The sequence below is a fragment of the Enterobacter sp. 168J2 genome (assembly GCF_034107265.1).
Classification (GTDB): domain Bacteria; phylum Pseudomonadota; class Gammaproteobacteria; order Enterobacterales; family Enterobacteriaceae; genus Enterobacter; species Enterobacter nematophilus.
Genome location: NZ_JAWNEB010000019.1, coordinates 1 through 26,249, shown reverse-complemented (window position 1 = coordinate 26,249; position 26,249 = coordinate 1). Strand labels below are relative to the sequence as shown.

Sequence of the window (26,249 nt, the reverse complement as noted above, 5' to 3'; positions counted from 1 at the left end):
ACTGCCAGAAGGCGTAGAGATGGTAATGCCAGGCGACAACATCAAGATGGTTGTGACTCTGATCCACCCAATCGCGATGGACGACGGTCTGCGTTTCGCAATCCGTGAAGGCGGCCGTACCGTTGGCGCGGGCGTTGTTGCTAAAGTTCTGGGCTAATTAATTATCCCTGAATAAAAAAAGGACGCTTCGGCGTCCTTTTTTGTTTTCCACTGTAGAGTCATTGTCATAAAAATTCGCATTTTTTGTCCGCTCCCGCCCCGTATTCCGGCGCTTGTGCTATTGTAATCATAACCATTCTCACTTACACTTTGCGCATATTTTGAACGGGAGTCTTTATGTACGTTTGTTTATGTAATGGTGTAAGCGACAAAAAAATACGTCAGGCCGTTCGCCAGTTTCAGCCACAGTCATTCCAGCAGCTTCGCAAGTTTGTTCCAGTGGGAAATCAATGCGGTAAATGCGTTCGCGCAGCGCGTGAGATTATGCAGGACGAATTGATGCAGATCCCGGAATTCAAAGAGATCGCGTAAGCGCCCATCTTTTTTTTGACATCCCTGTAGCCCGTTCTACGCTTCAATGAGTGGAAGCGGAGGGACTATATAATGAAAGGTGATGTTAAAATCATAAGTTATCTCAATAAATTATTGGGAAATGAGCTTGTCGCAATCAACCAGTACTTTCTTCACGCGAGAATGTTTAAAAACTGGGGCCTTACACGTCTCAATGACGTTGAGTACCATGAATCTATAGATGAGATGAAACACGCTGATAAATATATCGAGCGTATTTTATTCCTTGAAGGCATTCCTAACCTGCAGGATCTCGGCAAGCTGGGCATCGGTGAAGATGTCGAGGAGATGCTGCGTTCTGACCTCAGGCTTGAACTTGAAGGCGCGAAAGACCTTCGTGAAGCCATTGCCTATGCGGACAGCGTTCATGACTATGTGAGCCGCGATATGATGATCCAGATCCTTGCAGATGAAGAAGGCCATATCGACTGGCTGGAAACCGAACTGGATCTCATTAGTAAAATTGGCCTTCAGAACTACCTACAGTCTCAGATTAAAGTGGAAAATTAATTAGATTTTCCCATCCAACGCATAAACCCGCTGCTGCCAGAAATGGCCCAAAAGGCAGTGGGTTTTTTAATGCTCCTTTATCTGAGGTGAGAAACGAAAAAACAAGAATGCAAAGCAGCGCCATAAGCGCGGCGAGTAACGCCAGCGTAGGCAGTATGCACCAGCCATGCCACGCGCCAAGTGTTGCCAGATACTTCACATCGCCATACCCCATTCCTTCACGCCGGCAGATAAGCCGATAGCCCCAGTAAATCAAGGCAAAGCCAAGGTATCCAGCCACCGCCCCCATAACTGCAGCTGGCAGAAAATCAGGATGGATAAAGAGTTGGTAGAGCAGGCCCGTCCAGAGCAGCGGGCAGAGAAACTTATCGGGCAGCAAACCGTCGCGAATATCAGCGCGTACGAGTAGGGCCGTCAGAAAAAAATAGATCATCAGGAAGGGGAGGGTGGTTAGCATGGAAAAGGTCTCAAAAGGTTTTGAGCGCATACTCGTTACAATCTGCCTGTCCGGCAATGCACAAAAACAGCAATTGCGTAGCAGCTTCAAATAAAGAATTCAGAAAGGATATACGGCGTAAAAAGTTGCGCAGCCCTACGCATACTGAGCCTTTGACGCTTAATTTCTAAACGGTACTTGCGTCTTTCTCTGATTTACGTATAATGCGCGGGCTTGTCGTAATTGACGGCGGGTTCAATCAGAACCAGAGTAGCTCATTTTGTTACTCAACAATGCTCCCAATTGGGGAGCTACGTAAGAACGGTTACACTCTCCCATCAATCGTAATGGGTTTGAGGAGTAATCATTTTCGTTTATAAAATAATTGGAGCTCTGGTCTCATGCAGAACCAAAGAATCCGTATCCGCCTTAAAGCGTTTGATCATCGTCTGATCGATCAATCAACCGCGGAAATCGTCGAGACTGCTAAGCGCACTGGTGCGCAAGTCCGTGGTCCGATCCCGCTGCCGACCCGCAAAGAGCGCTTCACCGTTCTGATCTCCCCGCACGTCAACAAAGACGCGCGCGATCAGTACGAAATCCGCACTCACAAGCGTCTGGTTGACATCGTTGAGCCAACTGAGAAAACCGTTGATGCTCTGATGCGTCTGGATCTGGCTGCCGGTGTAGACGTGCAGATCAGCCTGGGTTAATCAGGTCATCGAGCGATTGAGAGGTTGAAACAATGATTGGTTTAGTCGGTAAAAAAGTGGGTATGACCCGCATCTTCACTGAAGATGGCGTTTCTATCCCAGTAACCGTAATCGAAGTTGAAGCAAACCGCGTTACTCAGGTTAAAGATCTGGCTAACGATGGCTACCGCGCTATTCAGGTTACCACTGGTGCTAAAAAAGCTAACCGTGTAACCAAACCAGAAGCGGGTCACTTCGCTAAAGCTGGCGTAGAAGCTGGCCGTGGTCTGTGGGAATTCCGTCTTGCTGAAGGCGAAGAGTTCACCGTAGGTCAGGACATTAGCGTTGAGCTGTTTGCTGACGTTAAAAAAGTTGACGTAACCGGTACCTCTAAAGGTAAAGGTTTTGCTGGTACCGTTAAGCGCTGGAACTTCCGTACCCAGGACGCTACTCACGGTAACTCCTTGTCTCACCGCGTTCCGGGTTCTATCGGTCAGAACCAGACTCCGGGCAAAGTGTTCAAAGGCAAGAAAATGGCAGGTCAGCTGGGTAACGAACGTGTAACCGTTCAGAGCCTGGACGTAGTACGTGTTGACGCTGAGCGCAACCTGCTGCTGGTTAAAGGTGCGGTCCCGGGTGCAACCGGTAGCGACCTGATCGTTAAACCAGCTGTGAAGGCGTAAGGGGATAGCAATGGAATTAGTATTGAAAGACGCGCAGAGCGCGCTGACTGTTTCCGAAACTACCTTCGGTCGTGATTTCAACGAAGCGCTGGTTCACCAGGTTGTTGTTGCTTATGCAGCTGGTGCTCGTCAGGGTACTCGTGCTCAGAAGACTCGTGCTGAAGTAACTGGTTCTGGCAAAAAGCCATGGCGCCAGAAAGGTACCGGCCGTGCGCGTTCAGGTTCTATCAAGAGCCCGATCTGGCGTTCAGGTGGCGTGACCTTCGCTGCGCGTCCACAGGACCACAGTCAAAAAGTTAACAAAAAGATGTACCGCGGCGCGCTGAAAAGCATCCTGTCCGAACTGGTACGTCAGGATCGTCTGATCGTTGTCGAGAAGTTCTCTGTTGAAGCGCCTAAAACTAAGCTGCTGGCACAGAAACTGAAAGACATGGCTCTGGAAGATGTGCTGATCATCACCGGTGAGCTGGACGAGAACCTGTTCCTGGCCGCACGTAACCTGCACAAGGTTGACGTACGCGATGCGACTGGTATCGACCCGGTTAGCCTGATCGCCTTCGACAAAGTCGTAATGACTGCTGATGCTGTTAAGCAAGTTGAGGAGATGCTGGCATGATTCGTGAAGAACGTCTGCTGAAGGTGCTTCGCGCACCGCACGTTTCTGAAAAAGCGTCTACTGCGATGGAAAAAACAAACACCATCGTTCTCAAAGTTGCTAAAGACGCGACCAAAGCAGAGATCAAAGCTGCTGTGCAGAAACTGTTTGAAGTCGAAGTCGAAGTCGTTAACACCCTGGTAGTTAAAGGGAAAGTTAAACGTCACGGACAGCGTATCGGTCGTCGTAGCGACTGGAAAAAAGCTTACGTCACCCTGAAAGAAGGCCAGAACCTGGACTTCGTTGGCGGCGCTGAGTAAGTCGGAGGAGTAATACAATGGCAGTTGTTAAATGTAAACCGACATCTCCGGGTCGTCGCCACGTAGTTAAAGTGGTTAACCCTGAGCTGCACAAGGGCAAACCTTTTGCTCCGTTGCTGGAAAAAAACAGCAAATCCGGTGGTCGTAACAACAATGGCCGTATCACCACTCGTCACATCGGTGGTGGCCACAAGCAGGCTTATCGTATTGTTGACTTCAAACGCAACAAAGACGGTATCCCAGCAGTTGTTGAACGTCTTGAGTACGATCCGAACCGTTCCGCGAACATCGCGCTGGTTCTGTACAAAGACGGCGAACGCCGTTACATCCTGGCCCCTAAAGGCCTGAAAGCTGGCGACCAGATTCAGTCTGGCGTTGATGCTGCAATCAAAGCAGGCAACACCCTGCCGATGCGCAATATCCCGGTTGGTTCTACCGTTCATAACGTAGAAATGAAACCAGGTAAAGGCGGTCAGCTGGCGCGTTCCGCTGGTACTTACGTTCAGATCGTTGCGCGTGATGGTGCTTATGTCACCCTGCGTCTGCGTTCTGGTGAAATGCGTAAAGTCGAAGCAGACTGCCGCGCTACTCTGGGCGAAGTTGGCAATGCTGAGCATATGCTGCGCGTTCTGGGTAAAGCTGGTGCTGCACGCTGGCGTGGTGTTCGTCCTACCGTTCGCGGTACTGCGATGAACCCAGTCGACCACCCACATGGTGGTGGTGAAGGTCGTAACTTTGGTAAGCACCCGGTAACTCCGTGGGGCGTTCAGACCAAAGGTAAGAAGACCCGCAGCAACAAGCGTACTGATAAATTTATCGTACGTCGCCGTAGCAAATAATTTTAGAGGATAAGCCATGCCACGTTCTCTCAAGAAAGGTCCTTTTATTGACCTGCACTTGCTGAAGAAGGTAGAGAAAGCGGTGGAAAGCGGAGACAAGAAGCCCCTGCGCACTTGGTCCCGTCGTTCAACGATCTTTCCTAACATGATCGGTTTGACCATCGCTGTCCATAATGGTCGTCAGCACGTTCCAGTCTTTGTTACCGACGAAATGGTTGGTCACAAACTGGGTGAATTCGCACCGACTCGTACTTATCGCGGCCACGCTGCTGATAAAAAAGCGAAGAAGAAATAAGGTAGGAGGAAGAGATGGAAACTTTAGCTCAACATCGCCATGCTCGTTCTTCTGCACAGAAGGTTCGCCTTGTTGCTGACCTGATTCGCGGTAAGAAAGTGTCGCAGGCCCTGGACATCCTGACCTATACCAACAAGAAAGCTGCGGTATTGGTCAAGAAAGTACTGGAATCTGCCATTGCTAACGCTGAACACAACGATGGCGCTGACATCGACGATCTGAAAGTCGCGAAAATTTTCGTAGATGAAGGCCCAAGCATGAAGCGCATTATGCCGCGTGCGAAAGGTCGTGCAGATCGCATCCTGAAGCGCACCAGCCACATTACTGTGGTTGTGTCCGATCGCTGAGACTCTGGAGACTAGCAATGGGTCAGAAAGTACATCCTAATGGTATTCGCCTGGGTATTGTAAAACCATGGAACTCTACCTGGTTTGCGAACACCAAAGAATTCGCTGACAACCTGGACAGCGATTTTAAAGTACGTCAGTACCTGACTAAGGAACTGGCTAAAGCGTCTGTATCTCGTATCGTTATCGAGCGTCCAGCCAAGAGCATCCGTGTGACCATTCACACTGCTCGTCCTGGCATCGTTATCGGTAAGAAAGGCGAAGACGTAGAAAAACTGCGCAAGGTCGTAGCGGATATCGCTGGCGTTCCTGCACAGATCAATATCGCTGAAGTTCGTAAGCCTGAACTGGACGCTAAATTGGTTGCTGACAGCATCACTTCTCAGCTGGAACGTCGTGTTATGTTCCGTCGTGCTATGAAGCGTGCTGTACAGAACGCAATGCGTCTGGGCGCTAAAGGTATCAAAGTTGAAGTTAGCGGCCGTCTGGGCGGCGCGGAAATCGCACGTACCGAATGGTACCGTGAAGGTCGCGTACCGCTGCACACTCTGCGTGCTGACATCGACTACAACACCTCTGAAGCGCACACCACTTACGGTGTAATCGGCGTTAAGGTATGGATCTTCAAAGGTGAGATCCTGGGTGGTATGGCTGCTGTTGAACAACCGGAAAAACCGGCTGCTCAACCTAAAAAGCAGCAGCGTAAAGGCCGTAAATAAGGAGCGTCGCTGATGTTACAACCAAAGCGTACAAAATTCCGTAAAGTGCACAAAGGCCGCAACCGTGGTCTGGCGCAGGGTACGGATGTTAGCTTCGGCACTTTCGGTCTGAAAGCTGTTGGCCGTGGTCGTCTGACTGCACGTCAGATCGAAGCAGCACGTCGTGCAATGACCCGTGCAGTTAAGCGTCAAGGTAAGATCTGGATCCGTGTATTCCCGGACAAACCGATCACCGAGAAGCCACTGGAAGTTCGTATGGGTAAAGGTAAAGGTAACGTGGAGTACTGGGTTGCCTTGATCCAACCGGGCAAAGTCCTTTATGAAATGGACGGTGTTCCGGAAGAGCTGGCCCGTGAAGCCTTCGGCCTGGCAGCAGCGAAACTGCCTATCAAAACCACCTTTGTAACTAAGACGGTGATGTAATGAAAGCAAAAGAGCTGCGTGAAAAAAGCGTTGAAGAGCTGAACGCTGAGCTGCTGAACCTGCTGCGTGAGCAGTTCAACCTGCGTATGCAGGCTGCAAGTGGCCAGCTGCAACAGACTCACCTGCTGAAGCAAGTGCGTCGCAATGTTGCACGCGTTAAGACTTTACTGACTCAGAAGGCGGGTGCGTAATGACCGATAAAATCCGTACTCTGCAAGGTCGTGTTGTTAGCGACAAAATGGAGAAATCCATTGTTGTAGCTATCGAACGTATTGTGAAACACCCGATCTACGGTAAATTCATCAAGCGTACGACCAAACTGCACGTACATGACGAGAACAACGAATGTGGTATCGGCGACAAGGTTGAAATCCGTGAATGCCGTCCACTGTCCAAGACTAAGTCCTGGACGCTGGTTCGCGTTGTAGAGAAAGCGGTTCTGTAATACAGTACGCCTTCTCAATACGAATAAACGGCTCAGCGATGAGCCGTTTATTTTTTCTACCCATATTGCAGAAGCGGTGTTATAATGCCGCGCCCTCGATATGGGGCTTTTTAACGGCTCTGATTTTAGAGTCTCAGGTAGTAGTTGACATTAGCGGAGCACTAAAATGATCCAAGAACAGACTATGCTGAACGTCGCCGACAACTCCGGTGCACGTCGCGTAATGTGTATCAAGGTTCTGGGTGGCTCGCACCGTCGCTACGCAGGCGTAGGCGACATCATCAAGATCACCATCAAGGAAGCAATTCCACGTGGTAAGGTCAAAAAAGGTGATGTGCTGAAGGCGGTAGTGGTGCGCACCAAGAAGGGTGTTCGTCGCCCTGACGGTTCTGTCATTCGCTTCGATGGTAATGCATGCGTTATTTTAAACAATAACAGCGAGCAGCCTATCGGCACGCGTATCTTTGGGCCGGTAACTCGTGAACTTCGTACTGAGAAGTTCATGAAAATTATCTCTCTGGCACCAGAAGTACTCTAAGGAGCGAATCATGGCAGCGAAAATCCGTCGTGATGACGAAGTTATCGTGTTAACCGGTAAAGATAAAGGTAAACGCGGTAAAGTAAAAAATGTTCTGTCTTCCGGCAAACTTGTCGTTGAAGGTATCAACCTGGTTAAGAAACATCAGAAGCCGGTTCCGGCCCTGAACCAACCAGGCGGCATCGTTGAAAAAGAAGCTGCTATTCAAGTTTCTAACGTTGCAATCTTCAATGCGGCTACCGGCAAGGCTGACCGTGTAGGCTTTAGATTCGAAGACGGCAAAAAAGTCCGTTTCTTCAAGTCTAACAGCGAAACTATCAAGTAATTTGGAGTAGTACGATGGCGAAACTGCATGATTACTACAAAGACGAAGTAGTTAAGAAACTCATGACCGAGTTTAACTACAATTCTGTCATGCAAGTCCCTCGGGTCGAGAAGATCACCCTGAACATGGGTGTTGGTGAAGCGATCGCTGACAAGAAACTGCTGGATAACGCAGCAGCTGATCTGACAGCAATCTCCGGTCAAAAACCGCTGATCACCAAAGCACGCAAATCTGTTGCAGGCTTCAAAATCCGTCAGGGCTATCCGATCGGCTGTAAAGTAACTCTGCGTGGCGAACGCATGTGGGAGTTCTTTGAGCGCCTGATCACTATTGCTGTTCCACGTATCCGTGACTTCCGTGGCTTGTCCGCTAAGTCTTTCGACGGTCGTGGTAACTACAGCATGGGTGTCCGTGAGCAGATCATCTTCCCAGAAATCGACTACGATAAAGTCGACCGCGTGCGTGGTTTGGATATTACCATTACCACTACTGCGAAATCTGACGAAGAAGGCCGTGCTCTGCTGGCTGCCTTTGACTTCCCGTTCCGCAAGTAAGGTAGGGTTACTGAATGGCTAAGCAATCAATGAAAGCACGCGAAGTAAAGCGCGTAGCTTTAGCTGATAAATTCTTCGCTAAACGCGCTGAACTGAAAGCGATCATTTCTGATGTGAACGCTTCCGACGAAGATCGTTGGAATGCGGTTCTCAAGCTGCAGTCTCTGCCGCGTGATTCCAGCCCGTCTCGTCAGCGTAACCGCTGTCGTCAAACAGGTCGTCCACATGGTTATGTGGGCAAGTTTGGGTTGAGCCGTATCAAACTGCGTGAAGCCGCCATGCGCGGTGAAGTGCCAGGCTTGAAAAAGGCTAGCTGGTAATTACCAATTGAATCACGGGAGTAAAGACAGATGAGCATGCAAGATCCGATCGCGGATATGCTGACCCGTATCCGTAACGGTCAGGCCGCGAACAAAGTTGCGGTCACCATGCCTTCCGCCAAGCTGAAAGTGGCAATTGCCAACGTGCTGAAGGAAGAAGGTTTTATCGAAGATTTTAAAGTTGAAGGCGACACCAAGCCGGAACTGGAACTTACTCTCAAGTATTTCCAGGGTAAAGCTGTTGTAGAAAGCATTCAGCGTGTCAGCCGCCCAGGTCTGCGCATCTATAAGAAAAAAGATGAGCTGCCGAAAGTTATGGCTGGCCTTGGTATCGCAGTTGTTTCTACCTCTAAAGGTGTTATGACTGATCGTGCAGCGCGCCAGGCTGGTCTTGGTGGCGAAATTATCTGCTACGTAGCCTAATCGGAGGAAAGAATGTCTCGTGTTGCTAAAGCACCGGTCGTTATTCCTGCCGGCGTTGATGTAAAAATCGACGGTCAGGTTATTACGATCAAAGGTAAAAACGGCGAGCTGACTCGTACCCTCAACAAAGCTGTTGAAGTTAAACATGCAGATAACGCTCTGACCTTCGGTCCACGTGATGGTTTCGTGGATGGATGGGCTCAGGCTGGTACCGCGCGTGCCCTGCTGAACTCAATGGTTGTTGGTGTTACCGAAGGCTTCACTAAAAAGCTTCAGCTGGTTGGTGTAGGTTATCGTGCAGCTATCAAAGGGAATGCAGTAGGCCTGTCTCTGGGCTTCTCACACCCTGTTGAGCATCCGCTGCCGGCCGGTATCACTGCAGAATGTCCGACTCAAACTGAAATCGTGCTGAAAGGCGCTGATAAACAGCTGATCGGTCAGGTTGCAGCAGATCTGCGCGCCTACCGTCGTCCTGAGCCTTACAAAGGCAAGGGTGTTCGTTACGCCGACGAAGTCGTGCGTACCAAAGAGGCTAAGAAGAAGTAAGGTAACACTATGGATAAGAAATCTGCTCGTATCCGTCGTGCGACCCGCGCACGCCGCAAGCTCAAAGAGCTGGGTGCAACTCGCCTGGTGGTACATCGTACCCCGCGTCATATTTACGCACAGGTAATTGCACCGAACGGTTCTGAAGTTCTGGTAGCTGCTTCTACTGTAGAAAAAGCTATCTCAGAACAATTGAAGTACACCGGTAACAAAGACGCCGCTGCAGCTGTAGGTAAAGCTGTTGCAGAACGCGCTCTGGAAAAAGGCATCAGCAATGTTTCCTTTGACCGTTCCGGGTTCCAATATCATGGTCGTGTCCAGGCACTGGCAGATGCTGCCCGTGAAGCTGGCCTTCAGTTCTAAGGTAGAGGTGTAAGATGGCTCACATCGAAAAACAGGCTGGCGAACTGCAGGAAAAGCTGATCGCGGTAAACCGCGTATCTAAAACCGTTAAAGGTGGTCGTATTTTCTCCTTCACAGCTCTGACTGTAGTAGGCGATGGTAACGGTCGCGTTGGTTTTGGTTACGGTAAAGCGCGTGAAGTTCCAGCAGCGATCCAGAAAGCGATGGAAAAAGCCCGTCGCAATATGATTAACGTCGCGCTGAACAACGGCACCCTGCAGCACCCAGTTAAAGGTGTTCACACGGGTTCTCGTGTATTCATGCAGCCAGCTTCAGAAGGTACCGGTATCATCGCCGGTGGTGCAATGCGCGCCGTTCTGGAAGTTGCTGGGGTTCATAACGTACTGGCTAAAGCATATGGTTCCACCAACCCGATCAACGTGGTTCGTGCAACTATTGATGGCCTGGAAAATATGAATTCTCCAGAAATGGTCGCTGCCAAGCGTGGTAAATCCGTTGAAGAAATTCTGGGGTAATTGACCATGGCAAAGACTATTAAAATCACTCAAACCCGCAGTGCAATCGGTCGTCTGCCGAAACACAAGGCAACGCTGCTTGGCCTGGGTCTGCGTCGTATTGGTCATACCGTTGAGCGCGAGGATACTCCTGCTGTTCGTGGTATGGTCAACGCGGTTTACTTCATGGTTAAAGTTGAGGAGTAAGAGATGCGTTTAAATACTCTGTCTCCGGCCGAAGGCTCTAAAAAGGCGGGTAAACGCCTGGGTCGTGGTATCGGTTCTGGCCTCGGCAAAACCGGTGGTCGTGGTCACAAAGGTCAGAACTCTCGTTCTGGCGGTGGCGTACGTCGCGGTTTCGAGGGTGGCCAGATGCCACTGTACCGTCGTCTGCCGAAGTTCGGCTTCACCTCTCGCAAAGCAGCGATCACAGCGGAAATCCGTCTGTCTGACCTGGCGAAAGTTGAAGGCGGCGTTGTAGACCTGAACACGCTGAAAGCGGCTAACATTATCGGTATTCAGATCGAGTTCGCGAAAGTGATCCTGTCTGGTGAAGTTTCTACTCCGGTAACTGTTCGTGGCCTGCGTGTTACTAAAGGTGCTCGTGCTGCTATCGAAGCTGCTGGCGGTAAAATTGAGGAATAAGTAGCAGATGGCTAAGCAACCGGGATTAGATTTTCAAAGTGCCAAAGGTGGATTTGGCGAGCTGAAACGCAGACTGCTGTTTGTTATCGGCGCGCTGATTGTGTTCCGTATTGGCTCTTTTATTCCGATCCCTGGTATCGATGCCGCTGTACTTGCCAAACTGCTTGAGCAACAGCGAGGCACCATCATTGAAATGTTCAACATGTTCTCTGGTGGTGCTCTCAGCCGTGCTTCTATCTTCGCTCTGGGTATTATGCCGTACATTTCGGCATCGATTATTATCCAGCTGCTGACGGTCGTTCATCCGGCCCTGGCAGAGCTGAAGAAAGAAGGGGAGTCTGGACGTCGTAAGATTAGTCAGTACACCCGTTACGGTACTTTGGTGCTGGCAATATTCCAGTCGATCGGTATTGCTACCGGTCTGCCGAATATGCCTGGTATGCAGGGCCTGGTATTAAACCCAGGCTTTGCATTCTATTTCACCGCTGTTGTTAGTCTGGTCACAGGGACGATGTTCCTGATGTGGCTCGGCGAACAGATTACTGAGCGTGGTATCGGTAACGGTATCTCAATCATTATCTTCGCCGGTATCGTTGCGGGACTCCCGCCGGCCATCGCCCATACTATCGAGCAAGCGCGTCAAGGCGACCTGCACTTCCTCCTGTTGCTGTTGGTTGCAGTATTAGTATTTGCAGTGACGTTCTTTGTTGTCTTCGTTGAACGTGGTCAACGCCGCATTGTGGTGAACTACGCTAAGCGTCAGCAGGGTCGTCGTGTCTATGCTGCACAGAGCACACATTTACCGCTGAAAGTGAATATGGCGGGGGTTATCCCGGCTATCTTCGCTTCCAGTATTATTCTGTTCCCGGCAACCATCGCGTCATGGTTCGGGGGCGGTACTGGTTGGAACTGGCTGACAACAATTTCGCTGTATTTGCAGCCTGGGCAACCACTTTATGTGTTACTCTATGCGTCTGCGATCATCTTCTTCTGTTTCTTCTACACGGCGTTGGTCTTCAACCCGCGTGAAACAGCAGATAACCTGAAGAAGTCCGGTGCATTTGTACCAGGAATTCGTCCGGGAGAGCAAACGGCGAAGTATATCGATAAAGTAATGACCCGCCTGACTTTGGTTGGTGCGCTTTATATTACTTTTATCTGCCTGATCCCGGAGTTCATGCGTGATGCAATGAAAGTACCGTTCTACTTCGGTGGGACCTCACTGCTTATCGTTGTTGTCGTGATTATGGACTTTATGGCTCAAGTGCAAACTCTGATGATGTCCAGTCAGTATGAGTCTGCATTGAAGAAGGCGAACCTGAAAGGCTACGGCCGCTAATCGGTCGCCTGAGAAGTTACGGAGAGTAAAAATGAAAGTTCGTGCTTCCGTCAAGAAATTATGCCGTAACTGCAAAATCGTTAAGCGTGATGGTGTCATCCGTGTGATTTGCAGTGCCGAGCCGAAGCATAAACAGCGCCAAGGCTGATTATTTCGCATATTTTTCTTGCAAAGTTGGGTTGAGCTGGCTAGATTAGCCAGCCAATCTTTTGTATGTCTGTACGTTTCCATTTGAGTATCCTGAAAACGGGCTTTTCAGCATGGTGCGTACATATTAAATAGTAGGAGTGCATAGTGGCCCGTATAGCAGGCATTAACATTCCTGATCAGAAACATGCTGTGATCGCATTAACTTCGATCTACGGCATCGGCAAGACCCGTTCTAAAGCCATCCTGGCTGCAGCGGGTATCGCTGAAGATGTTAAGATCAGTGAGCTGTCTGAAGGACAAATCGACACGCTGCGTGACGAAGTTGCCAAATTTGTCGTTGAAGGTGATCTGCGCCGTGAAATCAGCATGAGCATCAAGCGCCTGATGGATCTTGGTTGCTATCGCGGTTTGCGTCATCGTCGTGGTCTGCCAGTGCGCGGTCAGCGTACTAAGACCAACGCACGTACCCGTAAGGGTCCGCGCAAACCGATCAAGAAATAATCGGGGTGATTGAATAATGGCAAAGGCACCAGTTCGTGCACGTAAACGTGTAAGAAAACAAGTCTCTGACGGCGTGGCTCATATCCATGCTTCTTTCAACAACACCATCGTTACTATTACTGATCGTCAGGGTAACGCATTGGGTTGGGCAACAGCCGGTGGTTCCGGTTTCCGTGGTTCTCGCAAATCCACTCCGTTCGCAGCTCAGGTTGCAGCAGAGCGTTGCGCTGAAGCCGTAAAAGAATACGGCATCAAGAATCTGGAAGTTATGGTTAAAGGTCCGGGTCCGGGTCGTGAATCTACTGTTCGCGCTCTGAACGCCGCTGGTTTCCGCATCACGAATATTACTGATGTGACTCCGATCCCTCATAACGGTTGTCGTCCGCCGAAAAAACGTCGCGTATAACGCTCGTTTTTTAGGTTAGTTGGAGATAGAAAATGGCAAGATATTTGGGTCCTAAGCTCAAGCTGAGCCGTCGTGAGGGCACCGACTTATTCCTTAAGTCTGGCGTTCGCGCGATCGATACCAAGTGTAAAATTGAACAAGCTCCTGGCCAGCACGGTGCGCGTAAACCGCGTCTGTCTGACTATGGTGTGCAGTTGCGTGAAAAGCAAAAAGTTCGCCGTATGTACGGTGTGCTGGAGCGTCAGTTCCGTAACTACTATAAAGAAGCAGCACGTCTGAAAGGCAACACGGGTGAAAACCTGCTGGCTCTGCTGGAAGGTCGTCTGGACAACGTTGTATACCGTATGGGCTTCGGCGCTACTCGTGCTGAATCACGTCAGCTGGTTAGCCACAAAGCAATCATGGTAAACGGTCGTGTTGTTAACATCGCTTCTTATCAGGTTAAAGCGAATGACGTTGTTAGCATTCGTGAGAAAGCGAAAAAGCAATCTCGCGTGAAGGCCGCTCTGGAGCTGGCTGAGCAGCGTGAAAAGCCAACCTGGCTGGAAGTTGATGCTGGCAAGATGGAAGGTACGTTCAAGCGTCAGCCTGAGCGTTCTGATCTGTCTGCGGACATTAACGAACACCTGATCGTCGAGCTTTACTCCAAGTAAAGCTTAGTACCAAAGAGAGGACACAATGCAGGGTTCTGTGACAGAGTTTCTAAAACCGCGCCTGGTAGATATCGAGCAAGTGAGTTCGACGCACGCCAAGGTGACCCTTGAGCCTTTAGAGCGTGGCTTTGGCCATACTCTGGGTAACGCACTGCGCCGTATTCTGCTCTCATCGATGCCGGGTTGCGCGGTGACCGAGGTTGAGATTGATGGTGTACTTCATGAGTACAGCACCAAAGAAGGCGTTCAGGAAGATATCCTTGAAATCCTGCTCAACCTGAAAGGGCTGGCGGTGAGAGTTCAGGGTAAAGATGAAGTTATTCTTACTCTGAATAAATCTGGCATTGGCCCTGTGACTGCAGCCGACATCACCCACGACGGTGATGTTGAAATCGTCAAGCCGCAGCACGTGATCTGCCACCTGACCGATGAGAACGCAGCTATTAGCATGCGTATCAAAGTTCAGCGCGGTCGTGGTTATGTGCCGGCTTCTGCCCGAATTCATTCGGAAGAAGATGAGCGCCCAATCGGCCGTCTGCTGGTCGACGCATGCTACAGCCCTGTAGAGCGTATTGCCTACAATGTTGAAGCAGCGCGTGTAGAACAGCGTACCGACCTGGACAAGCTGGTCATCGAAATGGAAACCAACGGCACAATCGATCCTGAAGAGGCGATTCGTCGTGCGGCAACCATCCTGGCAGAACAACTGGAAGCTTTCGTTGACTTACGTGATGTACGTCAGCCAGAAGTGAAAGAAGAGAAACCAGAATTCGATCCGATCCTGCTGCGCCCTGTTGACGATCTCGAATTGACTGTCCGCTCTGCTAACTGCCTCAAGGCAGAAGCTATCCACTATATCGGTGATCTGGTACAGCGTACCGAGGTTGAGTTGCTGAAAACGCCGAACCTGGGTAAAAAATCTCTTACCGAGATTAAAGACGTGCTGGCTTCACGTGGTCTGTCTCTGGGCATGCGCCTGGAAAACTGGCCACCGGCAAGCATTGCTGACGAGTAACCGGATCACAGGTTAAGGTTTTACTGAGAAGGATAAGGTCATGCGCCATCGTAAGAGTGGTCGTCAACTGAACCGCAACAGCAGCCATCGCCAGGCTATGTTCCGCAACATGGCAGGTTCACTGGTTCGTCATGAAATCATCAAGACGACCCTGCCTAAAGCGAAAGAGCTGCGTCGCGTAGTTGAGCCGCTGATTACTCTTGCCAAGACTGACAGCGTTGCTAATCGTCGTCTGGCATTCGCCCGTACTCGTGATAACGAGATCGTGGCAAAACTGTTTAACGAACTGGGCCCGCGTTTCGCGAGCCGTGCCGGTGGTTACACTCGCATTCTGAAGTGTGGTTTCCGTGCAGGCGACAACGCGCCGATGGCTTACATCGAGCTGGTTGATCGTTCAGAGAAAGCAGAAGCTGCTGCAGAGTAATCTGCAGTAACGTAAAAAAACCCGCTTCGGCGGGTTTTTTTATATCCGCAGTATCCCCACTTCTCTACAATGCCTGTATCAATTTTGTTCATCCCCTGGAGCTGATGATGTGGTTGCTTGACCAGTGGGCAGAACGCCATATTCGCGATGCCCAAAATAAAGGCGATTTCGACAATCTTCCCGGAAGCGGTGAACCTCTTGAACTGGAAGATGATTCGCATATTGCGCCTGAACTCCGGGCTGGATACCGTTTACTAAAAAATGCCGGCTGCCTTCCTCCTGAGCTTGAGCAGCGCAGAGAGGCTGTTGAACTTGTCGATCTGCTAAAAGGGATCCGTCAGGACGATCCTCGACATAAAGAACTTAGCCGCAGGCTTGCCCTGATCGAGCTCAAGCTGCGCCAGGCAGGAATGAGCACGGAATTCCTGCATGGGGAATATGGTGAAATATTGATGAAAAAGATAAACGAGGAGTAGCGATGTACCGTATCGGTGAACTTGCAAAGCTCGCGAACGTAACGCCGGACACTATCCGATATTACGAAAAGCAACAGATGATTGACCATGAAGTACGCACGGAAGGCGGCTTTCGGCTTTATACCGATAACGACCTGCAGCGTCTGAGATTCATACGCTACGCCCGACAGCTTGGCTTCACGCTGGATTCGATCCGCGAGTTATTATCGATCCGCATCGATCCTGCGCATCACACCTGTCAGGAATCTAAAAGCATCGTGCAGGCCCGGCTGGATGAAGTTGAAGCGCGCATTCAGGAACTGCAAACCATGCAGCGCTCTTTGCAAAGACTGAATGATGCCTGCTGCGGAACGGCCCATAGCAGTATTTATTGTTCAATTCTGGAAGCCCTTGAACAGGGAGCCAGTGGAGAAACTCGGGGATGTTGATTTTTAATCTACCCGGGTCTAGACTTCCGTCGTCATAAACCATGCTCAGGAGAAACAATGAGCCGCTATCAGCACACGAAGGGACAAATTAAAGACAATGCCATCGAGGCTTTACTTCACGACCCGCTTTTTCGACAGCGCGTTGAAAAGAATAAAAAAGGGAAGGGAAGTTATCTGCGCAAAGATAAGCATGCAAAACGGGGTAACTGGGAGGCCAGTGGCAAGCAAGCGAATCGCTTATTTACCACTGGCCTTCCGGCTTTTGGTTACTGATTAAACGCGGTTGTTCTGCTCTTTTAACAGGTCGCGGATTTCCGTCAGCAATACTTCTTCTTTCGTTGGTGCTGCTGGTGCGGCCGCGGGCTCTTCTTTTTTACGGTTGAGCCGGTTGATCAGCTTGATAGCCATAAAGATAGCAAATGCCACAATCACGAAATCAAATACGTTCTGGATAAACACGCCGTAGTGCATTACCACTGCCGGGATATCACCCTGTGCTTCACGCAGCGTGAACGCGAACTGTTTGAAATCAATGCCCCCGATTAGCAGCCCTAAAGGTGGCATGATGATGTCCGCAACTAATGATGAAACAATCTTGCCGAATGCCGCACCAATAATGACACCCACCGCCAAATCAACCACGTTCCCGCGCATCGCAAATTCGCGAAATTCTTTAATAAAACTCATTATGTTCTCCTTGTGCCAGCTGACGACTATAAGTTTAACAAATGATTAGCCAATTGCCATTCGGGATAATTAAACGTTATGAAAATAAAAGGCACAGAAATAAAGAGGGTAAAGTGCGGGTGCTCTATTGTGAGCACCCGACATATTAAAGGAAGAATGGACTAGGCTGGAATAAACGTTCGACGTCGGTAATAAATTTTTTATCGGTAAGGAACATAATTACGTGATCGCCTTGCTCGATACGTAAATTATCATTGGCGATCATGACATCATTTCCACGCACGACGGCGCCAATAATTGTACCCGGTGGCAGTTTAATTTCGTCGATGGCGCGGCCCACAACGCGGGAGGTGGTTTCATCTCCATGAGCCACTGCTTCAATCGCTTCTGCCACACCGCGGCGGAGCGATGAAACGCCGACAATGTCCGCTTTACGTACATGGCTCAGCAGAGCGGAAATGGTCGCCTGCTGCGGTGAAATGGCAATATCAATCACGCTGCCCTGAACCAGGTCGACATACGCCTTGCGCTGGATAAGTACCATGACCTTCTTTGCTCCCATACGTTTGGCGAGCATGGCGGACATAATATTCGCTTCGTCATCGTTGGTGACGGCAATAAAGAGATCAACTTGATCAATATGCTCTTCGGCCAGTAATTCCTGATCCGACGCGTCGCCATAAAATACGATCGTATTTTGCAGTTTTTCCGCAAGCTCGGAAGCACGCTGTTGATCGCGCTCGATCAATTTCACGCTGTAGTCTTTTTCCAGTCTTCGCGCCAGGCCCGCGCCGATATTGCCTCCGCCGACCAGCATAATGCGTTTATAAGGCTTTTCGAGACGCTGTAATTCGCTCATCACGGCACGAATATGCTGAGAGGCCGCAATAAAGAAGACCTCATCGCCTGCTTCGACAATGGTGGAGCCCTGCGGGCGAATAGGCCTGTCGTGGCGGAAAATGGCGGCGACGCGCGTGTCAATGTGAGGCATGTGCTCGCGCATGGTGGACAACGCGTTGCCGATCAACGGGCCGCCGTAATAGGCCTTAACGACGGCAAGACTGACCTTACCTTCGGCAAAGTTCACCACCTGCAGTGCACCTGGATATTCGATCAGACGATAGATATTGTCGATAACCAGCTGTTCCGGTGCGATAAGATGGTCAATGGGAACCGCTTCTGAATTAAACAGTTTTTCTGCATCGCGAACGTAGTCCGGAGAGCGGATGCGCGCGATTCGGTTTGGCGTGTTGAAAAGCGAGTAGGCCACCTGACAGGCCACCATATTGGTTTCGTCAGAACTGGTCACCGCAACGAGCATGTCTGCATCGTCGGCGCCCGCCTCGCGGAGTACGCGCGGGTGTGAGCCATGACCCTGCACAACGCGAAGGTCAAATTTGTCCTGTAAAACGCGCAGACGATCGCCGTTGGTATCAACGATTGTAATGTCGTTGTTTTCGCCTACCAGGTTTTCCGCCAGCGTTCCGCCCACTTGTCCTGCGCCCAGAATGATAATCTTCATATCTCGTGACCTGTTCTCAACATCACTCTTTGATTAGCTTAGCGTAAAAGAAGCCATCGCCTTCTTCCGCGCCCGGCAGGTTTTGCTGACCCGGGCATTCAGGCGTTCCCGTATCGCGCAGCGTAGCGCCCGGGGTACGTTTAAGGAAGGCCACGATTTGCTGGCTGTTTTCTTCTGGCAGTACGGAGCAGGTTGCATAAACCAGCGTACCGCCGGGTTTAAGATGTGGCCAGATTGCGTCAAGTATGTCCGATTGCAGTTGGGCAAGCTCCTTGATATCGCGATCGCGGCGCAGCCACTTAATATCCGGATGGCGACGAATCACGCCTGTTGCAGAGCAGGGAGCATCCAGCAAAATACGGTCGAACTGGGTTTCACCACACCATTCTGCAGGTTTGCGTCCATCGCCCTGTTTAACCTGAGCCTTCATTCCAAGACGTTTAAGGTTGTCGTAGACGCGTGAAAGACGCTGCTCATCGACATCCACGGCCATTACGCTGGCCTGCGGAGCCACTTCAAGAATGTGCGTTGTTTTTCCGCCAGGCGCGGCGCAAAGATCGAGGATCTGTTCCCCGTTTTTCGGTTCAAGCCAGGTCATGCAGCCCTGAGCCGAGGCATCCTGCACGGTTACCCAGCCTTCATCAAAACCAGGTAAAGCATGTACCGGTGCAGGGGAGGCTAAACGCACGGCATCCGGATAGGCTGCATGCGTGAATCCACTCATTCCGGCTTCTTCCAGCAATGCCAGCCATGCGTCACGGGTGTGGTGATTACGATTGACGCGTAACCACATCGGTGGGCGTTGATTATTGGCTTCGGCAATGTCCTGCCACTGCTGCGGATACGCTTTTTTAAGGCGATTCAGCAGCCAGTCCGGGTGCAGAAAACGTGTTTCGCTTTGTGCAAATTCAGCCAGAAGCTCGTCCTGCTGACGCTGGAACTGACGCAGCACGCCGTTGATCAGGCCTTTCAGCTGAGGGCGTTTAATCGCAACGGCACCTTCCACCGTTTCAGCCAGCGCGGCATGAGGTGGAATGCGGGTATGAAGAAGCTGATAAAACCCCACCATAATTAAATAATGTACGGTACGCTGTTTGCCTGTCATTGGGCGCGACATCAGCTTATTAATGAGCCACTCAAGCTGAGAAAGGGTGCGCAGGACGCCAAAGCAGAGTTCCTGGAGCAGGGCTTTGTCTTTATCAGATACTTTTTGTTGCAGGGGAGGCAGGACGTTACTCAATGACTGGCCCTGCTCGATAACCTGCTCAACGGCCTGGGCCGCCATACTGCGTAGATTTTGTTTTTTCATAACCGTAAAAATAAAAATGCCCGGAAACACCGGGCCTTAAGCATATATTGGGTCAGGCAAGACGATTACCCGGTATAAACCATTCGCGACGGGAATTTAATAGATCCTGAGCGCTCATGGCTTTCTTACCGGCCGGTTGCAGCGATTCAAGATTCAGGATCCCTTCTGCTGTCGCAACCTGAATACCGTTCTTGCTGGCGTTGATAATCGTGCCGGGTTCTGCAGCTGTATTGCCATTAATGACTGACGCTTTCCAGACTTTCACTGGCTGCTCATCAATCTCTATCCAGCTCATCGGCCACGGATTAAAAGCGCGGATGCAGCGTTCAAGTTGAGCGGCAGACAAGGACCAGTCGAGCCGGGCTTCTTCTTTACTTAGTTTTTCAGCATACGTCACCAGCGCCTCATCCTGAACTTCAGGTTTTGCCGTATTGTCAGCAAGCTGCTGCAGCGTCTCTATAAGCCCTTGTGGACCGAGGCCTGCAAGTTTGTCATACAGCGTAGCGCTGGTATCTTCTGCAGTAATAGGGCACGCCAGTTTATGCAGCATGTCGCCAGTGTCTAAACCTACGTCCATCTTCATGATTGTGACGCCGGTTTCAGCATCCCCCGCCCACAGGGAGCGCTGGATAGGTGCCGCACCACGCCAGCGCGGGAGCAAGGAGCCATGCACGTTGATACAACCCAGACGAGGCATATCAAGCACCGCTTTTGGCAGAATTAAACCGTAAGCCACCACAACCATTACGTCGGCATTCAGGTCAGTGACCAGCTGCTGATTTTCCTGAGGGCGTAAGGATGCGGGCTGGAAAACAGGAAGCCCATGCTCTTCTGCCAGCACCTTTACCGGGCTCGGCATCAGTTTTTTACCGCGACCAGCCGGACGGTCCGGCTGGGTAAAGACGCCAACAACCTGGTGACCAGAAGATAACAGCGCGTCAAGATGACGCGCTGCAAAATCAGGGGTTCCCGCGAAGATAATACGTAGTGTTTTAGACACGATGATCCTTGTATCCGGGGGGACGTTATGCGCGAGAGCGCAGGCGATCCAGTTTCTCTACTTTTTGACGAATACGCTGCTGTTTCAGCGGCGAGAGGTAATCGATAAACAGCTTACCGACCAGGTGATCCATCTCATGCTGAATGCAAATTGCCAGCAGGTCGTCTGCTTCCAGTTCGAACGGATTACCGTCACGATCCAGGGCGCGGATTTTCACTTTTTCGGCACGTGGCACCAAAGCGCGCTGTTCCGGAATAGAAAGACAGCCTTCCTCAATGCCCGTTTCACCGCTCTTTTCAAGCAGCTCAGGGTTGATCAGCACCAGACGCTCATCGCGATTCTCAGAAACGTCGATCACGATAATACGCTTGTGAATGTCTACCTGCGTCGCCGCCAGGCCAATGCCTTCTTCGGCGTACATGGTATCGAACATATCATCAACGATACGCTGGATTTCTGCATTCACTTCTTTGACCGGTTCAGCGACGATGCGAAGGCGCTCGTCCGGAATATGTAACACTTGCAAAACTGCCATAAATTTCCAGAGTCTTGTTCAGGAGTTGATAAGAATATTACTTCTATTCTAGACAAATCCCGGGTCGATTGACAGCATCAGTGACCAATCGCAATGATTGCGCAGGCCGCTTATGGCAGGGGGAAAGGATGACGTCTATCGAGATATGGCTGCGGCTAATACACACAAGTTCACTATGTGGCGATGGAATGCTGGAAGCGGCGGCACGGCTGCACAAGCAAAAAAATATCGATGCTTCCGCTGTCAGAGACGCTGGGCTGTCAGCAAAACAGGCTGAACGGTTCTTTGCCCCAGATGAAGGTGAGCTGGAGCGTAGTCTGGTGTGGCTTGAGCAGCCGGGAAATCATTTATTGACGGCAAACCATTCACTTTATCCTCCTTTACTTCGAGCAATTCCTGATTATCCCGGTGCATTATTCGTAAAAGGTAACCCTGAAACGCTTAATGCTGTCCAGCTGGCGGTCGTGGGTAGCCGTGCGCCGTCATGGTATGGAGAGCGATGGGGAAAAATGCTGTGCGAACAACTTTCGCAATGTGGTTTCACGATCACCAGCGGGCTGGCCTGCGGTATCGACGGTGTTGCCCATAGCGCAGCGCTGTCAGCAAAAGGGCGTAGCGTGGCCGTGCTGGGGAACGGCCTGTTTAGCATTTATCCCCGTCGGCATCAGGCGCTGGCTATGCGGCTTATCGAAGCTGACGGGGCGATAGTGTCTGAATTCCCTCTTTCGGCGCAGCCCTGGCCGGCAAACTTTCCGCGTCGTAATCGAATCATCAGCGGGCTTAGCCAGGGAGTATTGGTCGTTGAAGCGGCAGTGCGAAGCGGTTCGCTGGTTACGGCACGATGCGCGCTCGATCAGGGGAGGGAGGTTTTCGCCTTACCCGGCCCGATTGGTAACCCGGGGTGCGAAGGACCACACTGGCTGATAAAGCAGGGTGCGACGCCGGTAACAGAAGTGCGGGACATTCTTGAAAATTTGCAATATGGCTTGCAATGTCTGCAGGAAGATCCCGAAAAGCGACATTATTCATCAGATCAGGGAAAGGTGGCATTGCCATTTCCCAAGCTCCTGGCTAACGTAGGAGATGAGGTAACACCTGTTGACGTTGTCGCTGAACGTGCCGGCCAACCTGTGCCAGTAACGGTAGCACAGCTACTCGAACTGGAGTTAGCAGGGTGGATCGCAGCTGTACCCGGCGGCTATGTCCGATTAAGGAGGGCATGCCATGTTCGACGTACTGATGTATTTGTTTGAGACTTACATCCATAACGAAGCAGAAATGCGAGTGGATCAGGACAAATTGACACAGGATCTTACCGATGCGGGGTTTGAGCGGGAAGATATCTATAATGCGTTGATGTGGCTGGAAAAACTGGCTGATTATCAGGAAGGCCTCGCCGAACCGATGCAGCTTGCTTCTGACCCGTTGTCAGTACGCATTTATACCGCTGAAGAGTGTGAAAGGCTGGACGCCAGCTGCCGGGGATTCATCTTATTCCTTGAGCAGATTCAGGTGCTAAACCTTGAAACGAGAGAAATGGTGATAGAGCGCGTCATGGCGCTGGATACGGCAGAATTTGAACTGGACGATCTCAAATGGGTGATTCTGATGGTTCTGTTTAATATCCCGGGCTGTGAAAATGCCTATCAGCAAATGGAAGAATTACTCTTTGAAGTGAATGAAGGTATGCTGCACTAATTCAATGTGCAGCACCAAGAGTTGTTATGGCCAAATCAGCACTATTCACGGTGCATAAAAATGAGCCCTGCCCGCAGTGCGGGGCAGAGCTTGTTATTCGGTCCGGGAAACACGGCCCGTTTCTCGGTTGTTCACACTATCCGGAATGTGATTATGTCCGTCCTCTGAAAAGCCAGGCGGATGGACATATCGTCAAAATTCTGGAAGGACAGCTATGTCCTCTTTGTGGTGGTGAATTAGCGCTACGTCAGGGCCGTTTCGGTATGTTTATTGGCTGTAGCCGTTATCCGGAATGTGAACATACGGAACAAATTGATAAGCCTGATGAAACGGCTATTGCGTGTCCTCAGTGTCAGCGCGGCCAGCTGGTACAGCGCCGTTCCCGCTATGGTAAGACCTTCCATTCCTGCGATCGCTATCCTGAATGCCAGTTCGTTATCAATTTCAAACCGGTAGCGGGCGTCTGCACTCATTGCAACTATCCGCTACTTATCGAGAAGAAAACGGCGCAGGGTCTGAAACGCTTCTGCGCCAGCAAACAATGTGGAAAGCCGGTTACGGCGGATCAAAATAGTGAATAATAACCTGCCATCAGGCTCCATTGCTTATGCAGTGGACGTCCTGAAAAACGAAGAAGTCATCGCCTATCCCACTGAAGCTGTTTTTGGGGTCGGTTGCGATCCTGACAGCGAGACGGCTGTCAGCCGCCTGCTTGCCCTAAAACAAAGGCCCGTCGAGAAAGGATTGATTTTGATAGCTGCGAGTTACGAGCAGCTTAAGCCCTACATCGATGATTCTATGCTGTCGCAGGCGCAGCGCGAGACTATTTTCTCCGCATGGCCCGGACCGGTGACCTTTGTTTTCCCGGCGCAGCCGACAACACCGCGCTGGTTGACCGGACGCTTTGATTCCCTCGCCGTTCGCGTCACCGATCATCCGCTGGTGGTTGAGCTTTGCCAGGCATTTGGTAAACCGCTCGTCTCAACCAGCGCCAACCTGACCGGATTGCCGCCTTGTCGTACAACCGAAGAAGTGCTGGCACAGTTCGGGAATGACTTCCCGGTTGCTGTTGGAGAGACGGGAGGGCGCCTGAATCCGTCTGAAATTCGCGACGCTTTGACCGGCGAACGTTTTCGCCAGGGGTAATCTCATGGAAACCTATGCTGTTTTTGGTAATCCGATTGCGCACAGCAAATCACCGCTGATCCATCAACAATTTGCGGAGCAGCTGCAGATAAACCATCCCTATGGTCGCGTACTGGCACCGGTGGATGCATTTATTCCAACGCTGGAGGCTTTTTTCGCCGCGGGTGGCAAAGGTGCGAATGTGACGGTTCCTTTTAAAGAGGAAGCCTTCGAACGTGCTGATGAACTGACCGAGCGCGCTTCTCTTGCTGGTGCAGTAAATACCCTGAAACGGCTTGAGGATGGACGCCTTCTGGGCGACAACACCGACGGAATAGGTTTGCTGAGCGATCTGGAACGACTGTCGTTTATTAAACCTGGGTTCCGGGTCCTGCTGATTGGTGCGGGTGGCGCATCGCGGGGAGTACTGTTGCCTCTGCTTTCCCTGGACTGTGCGGTGACCATTACCAACCGAACCTTTTCCCGGGCAGAAGCGCTGGCGGCGTTGTTTGCGCATACCGGCAGCGTAAGTGCGGCAGCGCCTGGCGATCTTGCGGGGCGTGAATTTGATTTGGTTATCAATGCCACCTCCAGCGGCATTAATGGAGAGATCCCGGCAATCCCCGCCTCTCTGGTCAGCCCTCATATGTACTTCTATGACATGTTTTATCAGAAAGGGAAGACACCTTTCCTGAACTGGTGCGAACAACATGGCGCGAAACAGCTAGCCGATGGGCTAGGTATGCTGGTGGGTCAGGCCGCGCATGCGGTACTGCTCTGGCATGGCGTGTTGCCTGCAGTCGAGCCGGTCATTGATAAGTTAAAGCAGGAGTTTTCGGCGTGAATCAGGCTATTCACTTCCCTGACAGAGAGTACTGGGATGAGAGTAAACAAGCGGTCTGTTTCCCGGTTCTGGTGCAGGGTATGCAATTGACCTGCGCCATTCATGGGGAAACGTTGCTGAGCCGCTTTGGCGGTTCAGATCCTATAGACATATTTTGCGAAAATCGCTGGGATCTGGAAGAGGAAGCCAGCGATTTGATTCGCGATCAGCAGGAAGACGATCAGGGCTGGGTTTGGTTGTCCTGATCCAAATAGTCATTCTTCCATTTCACGTAGTTGTTCGCTGAGTATTTCAATCCTTCGATCTCTGCCTCCTTCAGGGGGCGGATCTGTTTGACCGGACTTCCCAGATAGAGATAGCCACTCTCCAGACGTTTGTTCTGCGGAACCAGGCTACCGGCCCCAATCATTACGTCTTCTTCTACTATCACGCCATCCAGCAAAATCGATCCCATCCCAACGAGCACCCGATTACCGATAGTGCAGCCGTGAAGCATCACTTTATGTCCGACGGTAACATCTTCTCCAATGATGAGGGGATTGCCCTCCGGGTTATAGGAGGATTTGTGCGTAACATGCAGAACGCTGCCGTCCTGAATATTGGTACGGGCACCAATCGACACATAATTTACGTCTCCCCTGATCGCAACGAGCGGCCAGATACTGACGTCATCGGCCATTCGGACATCACCAATGACCACGCTAGTGGCATCGATCATCACGCGATCGCCTATTTGGGGAAACAGATCTTTATAAGGGCGTAATACTGCAGACATAACTACCTCTATGGATGAGCGCTATACGGAAGACTTGATCATATTATTGGATCGAGGCAAGGCTAAATGCGTCAATATTTAATCAGATCGGGCGGGATTTCAGCGAAAAGCGCGGAAAATCAGCAGTCAGAAAAAAAGATCTAAAAAACACTTGTGCTAAAAAATGGGATCCCTATAATGCGCCTCCATCGACACGGCGGATGTGAATCACTTCACAGTTAACCCGGTCGGTTGAAGAGAAAAAATCCTGAAATAACGGGTTGACTCTGAAAGAGGAAAG

Annotated in this window: 46 protein-coding genes and 1 pseudogene; 40 read left to right on the top strand and 7 right to left on the bottom strand. The window is 50.9% G+C overall.

Annotated features, from left to right (window positions below):
* From tuf to bfr, 3 genes and pseudogenes are all read left to right on the top strand, one after another.
* A pseudogene (gene tuf / locus USG84_RS23400) lies at positions 1–157 on the top strand (elongation factor Tu); the annotation flags it as partial.
* 179 nt (positions 158–336) lie between these two features.
* Complete coding sequence (gene bfd / locus USG84_RS23395) at positions 337–531, top strand: bacterioferritin-associated ferredoxin (protein WP_003863268.1); 195 nt, start codon at positions 337–339, stop codon at positions 529–531.
* Between the two features lie 72 nt (positions 532–603).
* Positions 604–1,080 carry a bacterioferritin gene (bfr, locus tag USG84_RS23390; RefSeq protein ID WP_028014636.1) on the top strand — a complete coding sequence of 159 codons (477 nt, stop codon included), beginning with the start codon at positions 604–606 and terminating at the stop codon, positions 1,078–1,080.
* Here the strand turns inward: bfr and USG84_RS23385 are convergent.
* Positions 1,064–1,537: a prepilin peptidase gene (locus USG84_RS23385; protein WP_061099615.1), complete on the bottom strand. Its 474-nt coding sequence runs from the start codon at positions 1,535–1,537 to the stop codon at positions 1,064–1,066. The two genes, bfr and USG84_RS23385, sit on opposite strands and share 17 nt — an antisense overlap.
* Positions 1,538–1,917: 380 nt before the next feature.
* Here USG84_RS23385 and rpsJ point away from each other — a divergent pair, with 380 nt between their 5' ends.
* The 31 genes from rpsJ to USG84_RS23230 all read left to right on the top strand — a co-directional run bounded on the left by rpsJ (position 1,918) and on the right by USG84_RS23230 (position 16,747).
* Complete coding sequence (rpsJ, locus tag USG84_RS23380; RefSeq protein ID WP_001181005.1) at positions 1,918–2,229, top strand: 30S ribosomal protein S10; 312 nt, start codon at positions 1,918–1,920, stop codon at positions 2,227–2,229.
* Between the two features lie 32 nt (positions 2,230–2,261).
* A complete protein-coding gene (rplC, locus tag USG84_RS23375) occupies positions 2,262–2,891 on the top strand; it encodes a 50S ribosomal protein L3 (RefSeq protein ID WP_003863274.1) in 630 nt (209 codons plus the stop codon).
* 10 nt (positions 2,892–2,901) lie between these two features.
* Complete coding sequence (gene rplD, locus USG84_RS23370) at positions 2,902–3,507, top strand: 50S ribosomal protein L4 (protein ID WP_000424395.1); 606 nt, start codon at positions 2,902–2,904, stop codon at positions 3,505–3,507.
* On the top strand, positions 3,504–3,806 hold the full coding sequence (gene rplW / locus USG84_RS23365) for a 50S ribosomal protein L23 (RefSeq protein WP_000617546.1): 303 nt from the start codon (positions 3,504–3,506) through the stop codon (positions 3,804–3,806). Before rplD ends, rplW begins: the two co-directional genes overlap by 4 nt.
* Before the next feature lie 17 nt (positions 3,807–3,823).
* Positions 3,824–4,645 (top strand): 50S ribosomal protein L2, encoded by an 822-nt coding sequence (rplB, locus tag USG84_RS23360; RefSeq protein WP_000301859.1) that lies wholly within the window; start codon positions 3,824–3,826, stop codon positions 4,643–4,645.
* A gap of 16 nt (positions 4,646–4,661) precedes the next feature.
* Positions 4,662–4,940 (top strand): 30S ribosomal protein S19, encoded by a 279-nt coding sequence (rpsS, locus tag USG84_RS23355; RefSeq protein ID WP_001138117.1) that lies wholly within the window; start codon positions 4,662–4,664, stop codon positions 4,938–4,940.
* Between the two features lie 14 nt (positions 4,941–4,954).
* Positions 4,955–5,287 (top strand): 50S ribosomal protein L22, encoded by a 333-nt coding sequence (rplV, locus tag USG84_RS23350; RefSeq protein WP_002919773.1) that lies wholly within the window; start codon positions 4,955–4,957, stop codon positions 5,285–5,287.
* A gap of 17 nt (positions 5,288–5,304) precedes the next feature.
* The gene (gene rpsC / locus USG84_RS23345) at positions 5,305–6,006 is read left to right on the top strand and encodes a 30S ribosomal protein S3 (protein WP_000529945.1); all 702 of its coding nucleotides are present in this window, start codon (positions 5,305–5,307) and stop codon (positions 6,004–6,006) included.
* A gap of 12 nt (positions 6,007–6,018) precedes the next feature.
* On the top strand, positions 6,019–6,429 hold the full coding sequence (gene rplP / locus USG84_RS23340; RefSeq protein ID WP_002919759.1) for a 50S ribosomal protein L16: 411 nt from the start codon (positions 6,019–6,021) through the stop codon (positions 6,427–6,429).
* Positions 6,429–6,620, top strand: a complete 192-nt coding sequence (rpmC, locus tag USG84_RS23335; RefSeq protein ID WP_003863282.1) for a 50S ribosomal protein L29 — start codon at positions 6,429–6,431, stop codon at positions 6,618–6,620. The genes rplP and rpmC overlap by 1 nt, the downstream gene beginning before the upstream one ends.
* Entirely contained in the window at positions 6,620–6,874 is a 255-nt protein-coding gene (rpsQ, locus tag USG84_RS23330) for a 30S ribosomal protein S17 (RefSeq protein ID WP_008503489.1), read from the top strand. The genes rpmC and rpsQ overlap by 1 nt, the downstream gene beginning before the upstream one ends.
* Positions 6,875–7,040: 166 nt before the next feature.
* Positions 7,041–7,412, top strand: coding sequence for a 50S ribosomal protein L14 (rplN, locus tag USG84_RS23325; RefSeq protein ID WP_002919748.1), 372 nt, complete (start codon positions 7,041–7,043; stop codon positions 7,410–7,412).
* Positions 7,413–7,422: 10 nt separating this feature from the next.
* Positions 7,423–7,737 (top strand): 50S ribosomal protein L24, encoded by a 315-nt coding sequence (gene rplX, locus USG84_RS23320; RefSeq protein ID WP_003863287.1) that lies wholly within the window; start codon positions 7,423–7,425, stop codon positions 7,735–7,737.
* A gap of 14 nt (positions 7,738–7,751) precedes the next feature.
* Positions 7,752–8,291 carry a 50S ribosomal protein L5 gene (gene rplE, locus USG84_RS23315; protein ID WP_001096202.1) on the top strand — a complete coding sequence of 180 codons (540 nt, stop codon included), beginning with the start codon at positions 7,752–7,754 and terminating at the stop codon, positions 8,289–8,291.
* 14 nt (positions 8,292–8,305) lie between these two features.
* Entirely contained in the window at positions 8,306–8,611 is a 306-nt protein-coding gene (gene rpsN / locus USG84_RS23310; protein WP_003863291.1) for a 30S ribosomal protein S14, read from the top strand.
* Between the two features lie 30 nt (positions 8,612–8,641).
* Positions 8,642–9,034, top strand: coding sequence for a 30S ribosomal protein S8 (gene rpsH / locus USG84_RS23305; protein WP_006178918.1), 393 nt, complete (start codon positions 8,642–8,644; stop codon positions 9,032–9,034).
* 12 nt (positions 9,035–9,046) lie between these two features.
* Positions 9,047–9,580: a 50S ribosomal protein L6 gene (rplF, locus tag USG84_RS23300; RefSeq protein WP_003863296.1), complete on the top strand. Its 534-nt coding sequence runs from the start codon at positions 9,047–9,049 to the stop codon at positions 9,578–9,580.
* A gap of 9 nt (positions 9,581–9,589) precedes the next feature.
* The gene (gene rplR, locus USG84_RS23295; protein WP_003863297.1) at positions 9,590–9,943 is read left to right on the top strand and encodes a 50S ribosomal protein L18; all 354 of its coding nucleotides are present in this window, start codon (positions 9,590–9,592) and stop codon (positions 9,941–9,943) included.
* A gap of 14 nt (positions 9,944–9,957) precedes the next feature.
* Positions 9,958–10,458 carry a 30S ribosomal protein S5 gene (rpsE, locus tag USG84_RS23290; RefSeq protein ID WP_003863299.1) on the top strand — a complete coding sequence of 167 codons (501 nt, stop codon included), beginning with the start codon at positions 9,958–9,960 and terminating at the stop codon, positions 10,456–10,458.
* Between the two features lie 6 nt (positions 10,459–10,464).
* Positions 10,465–10,644, top strand: coding sequence for a 50S ribosomal protein L30 (rpmD, locus tag USG84_RS23285; RefSeq protein WP_003863301.1), 180 nt, complete (start codon positions 10,465–10,467; stop codon positions 10,642–10,644).
* A gap of 3 nt (positions 10,645–10,647) precedes the next feature.
* Entirely contained in the window at positions 10,648–11,082 is a 435-nt protein-coding gene (rplO, locus tag USG84_RS23280) for a 50S ribosomal protein L15 (RefSeq protein WP_014885468.1), read from the top strand.
* 7 nt (positions 11,083–11,089) lie between these two features.
* Positions 11,090–12,421 (top strand): preprotein translocase subunit SecY, encoded by a 1,332-nt coding sequence (gene secY / locus USG84_RS23275; RefSeq protein WP_003863305.1) that lies wholly within the window; start codon positions 11,090–11,092, stop codon positions 12,419–12,421.
* Positions 12,422–12,452: 31 nt separating this feature from the next.
* Positions 12,453–12,569 (top strand): 50S ribosomal protein L36, encoded by a 117-nt coding sequence (gene rpmJ, locus USG84_RS23270; protein ID WP_000868187.1) that lies wholly within the window; start codon positions 12,453–12,455, stop codon positions 12,567–12,569.
* A 146-nt stretch (positions 12,570–12,715) separates the two neighbouring features.
* Positions 12,716–13,072: a 30S ribosomal protein S13 gene (gene rpsM / locus USG84_RS23265; protein ID WP_013099021.1), complete on the top strand. Its 357-nt coding sequence runs from the start codon at positions 12,716–12,718 to the stop codon at positions 13,070–13,072.
* Positions 13,073–13,088: 16 nt separating this feature from the next.
* A complete protein-coding gene (gene rpsK / locus USG84_RS23260) occupies positions 13,089–13,478 on the top strand; it encodes a 30S ribosomal protein S11 (RefSeq protein ID WP_003863312.1) in 390 nt (129 codons plus the stop codon).
* 32 nt (positions 13,479–13,510) lie between these two features.
* Positions 13,511–14,131 carry a 30S ribosomal protein S4 gene (gene rpsD, locus USG84_RS23255; protein WP_004868345.1) on the top strand — a complete coding sequence of 207 codons (621 nt, stop codon included), beginning with the start codon at positions 13,511–13,513 and terminating at the stop codon, positions 14,129–14,131.
* A gap of 25 nt (positions 14,132–14,156) precedes the next feature.
* Positions 14,157–15,146, top strand: a complete 990-nt coding sequence (locus USG84_RS23250; RefSeq protein WP_002919219.1) for a DNA-directed RNA polymerase subunit alpha — start codon at positions 14,157–14,159, stop codon at positions 15,144–15,146.
* Positions 15,147–15,186: 40 nt separating this feature from the next.
* Positions 15,187–15,570, top strand: a complete 384-nt coding sequence (gene rplQ / locus USG84_RS23245; RefSeq protein ID WP_001216368.1) for a 50S ribosomal protein L17 — start codon at positions 15,187–15,189, stop codon at positions 15,568–15,570.
* 107 nt (positions 15,571–15,677) lie between these two features.
* Positions 15,678–16,046, top strand: a complete 369-nt coding sequence (locus USG84_RS23240) for a DUF1992 domain-containing protein (RefSeq protein WP_045630324.1) — start codon at positions 15,678–15,680, stop codon at positions 16,044–16,046.
* A gap of 2 nt (positions 16,047–16,048) precedes the next feature.
* A complete protein-coding gene (zntR, locus tag USG84_RS23235; protein ID WP_151413591.1) occupies positions 16,049–16,474 on the top strand; it encodes a Zn(2+)-responsive transcriptional regulator in 426 nt (141 codons plus the stop codon).
* Between the two features lie 57 nt (positions 16,475–16,531).
* Positions 16,532–16,747 (top strand): alternative ribosome-rescue factor A, encoded by a 216-nt coding sequence (locus USG84_RS23230; protein WP_151413590.1) that lies wholly within the window; start codon positions 16,532–16,534, stop codon positions 16,745–16,747.
* Here the strand turns inward: USG84_RS23230 and mscL are convergent, their stop codons facing one another.
* From mscL to def, 5 genes are all read right to left on the bottom strand, one after another.
* Positions 16,748–17,161 carry a large-conductance mechanosensitive channel protein MscL gene (gene mscL, locus USG84_RS23225; protein WP_151413589.1) on the bottom strand — a complete coding sequence of 138 codons (414 nt, stop codon included), beginning with the start codon at positions 17,159–17,161 and terminating at the stop codon, positions 16,748–16,750.
* A gap of 145 nt (positions 17,162–17,306) precedes the next feature.
* On the bottom strand, positions 17,307–18,683 hold the full coding sequence (trkA, locus tag USG84_RS23220; RefSeq protein WP_014885463.1) for a Trk system potassium transporter TrkA: 1,377 nt from the start codon (positions 18,681–18,683) through the stop codon (positions 17,307–17,309).
* 22 nt (positions 18,684–18,705) lie between these two features.
* Positions 18,706–19,992 carry a 16S rRNA (cytosine(967)-C(5))-methyltransferase RsmB gene (rsmB, locus tag USG84_RS23215; protein WP_151413588.1) on the bottom strand — a complete coding sequence of 429 codons (1,287 nt, stop codon included), beginning with the start codon at positions 19,990–19,992 and terminating at the stop codon, positions 18,706–18,708.
* Positions 19,993–20,044: 52 nt separating this feature from the next.
* Positions 20,045–20,992, bottom strand: a complete 948-nt coding sequence (gene fmt / locus USG84_RS23210) for a methionyl-tRNA formyltransferase (protein WP_253543367.1) — start codon at positions 20,990–20,992, stop codon at positions 20,045–20,047.
* A 25-nt stretch (positions 20,993–21,017) separates the two neighbouring features.
* Positions 21,018–21,527 carry a peptide deformylase gene (gene def, locus USG84_RS23205; protein WP_006812188.1) on the bottom strand — a complete coding sequence of 170 codons (510 nt, stop codon included), beginning with the start codon at positions 21,525–21,527 and terminating at the stop codon, positions 21,018–21,020.
* Between the two features lie 128 nt (positions 21,528–21,655).
* Here def and dprA point away from each other — a divergent pair, with 128 nt between their 5' ends.
* Genes dprA through USG84_RS23175 form a run of 6 tightly spaced genes read left to right on the top strand, consistent with a single transcriptional unit; the run spans position 21,656 to position 25,439 of the window.
* Positions 21,656–22,780 (top strand): DNA-protecting protein DprA, encoded by a 1,125-nt coding sequence (gene dprA / locus USG84_RS23200; RefSeq protein WP_151413587.1) that lies wholly within the window; start codon positions 21,656–21,658, stop codon positions 22,778–22,780.
* Entirely contained in the window at positions 22,752–23,225 is a 474-nt protein-coding gene (gene smg, locus USG84_RS23195; RefSeq protein ID WP_013099011.1) for a DUF494 family protein Smg, read from the top strand. Before dprA ends, smg begins: the two co-directional genes overlap by 29 nt.
* Before the next feature lie 26 nt (positions 23,226–23,251).
* Positions 23,252–23,806, top strand: a complete 555-nt coding sequence (locus USG84_RS23190) for a type I DNA topoisomerase (protein ID WP_061096908.1) — start codon at positions 23,252–23,254, stop codon at positions 23,804–23,806.
* Positions 23,799–24,371, top strand: a complete 573-nt coding sequence (gene tsaC / locus USG84_RS23185; RefSeq protein WP_151413586.1) for an L-threonylcarbamoyladenylate synthase type 1 TsaC — start codon at positions 23,799–23,801, stop codon at positions 24,369–24,371. Before USG84_RS23190 ends, tsaC begins: the two co-directional genes overlap by 8 nt.
* A gap of 4 nt (positions 24,372–24,375) precedes the next feature.
* Positions 24,376–25,194 carry a shikimate dehydrogenase gene (gene aroE / locus USG84_RS23180; RefSeq protein ID WP_151413585.1) on the top strand — a complete coding sequence of 273 codons (819 nt, stop codon included), beginning with the start codon at positions 24,376–24,378 and terminating at the stop codon, positions 25,192–25,194.
* Positions 25,191–25,439, top strand: a complete 249-nt coding sequence (locus USG84_RS23175; RefSeq protein WP_061096911.1) for a DUF1488 domain-containing protein — start codon at positions 25,191–25,193, stop codon at positions 25,437–25,439. The genes aroE and USG84_RS23175 overlap by 4 nt, the downstream gene beginning before the upstream one ends.
* On the opposite strand, the gene USG84_RS23170 is transcribed toward USG84_RS23175, so the two are convergent.
* On the bottom strand, positions 25,415–25,969 hold the full coding sequence (locus USG84_RS23170; protein WP_151413584.1) for a gamma carbonic anhydrase family protein: 555 nt from the start codon (positions 25,967–25,969) through the stop codon (positions 25,415–25,417). The genes USG84_RS23175 and USG84_RS23170 overlap by 25 nt on opposite strands.
* Positions 25,970–26,249: the final 280 nt, after the last annotated feature.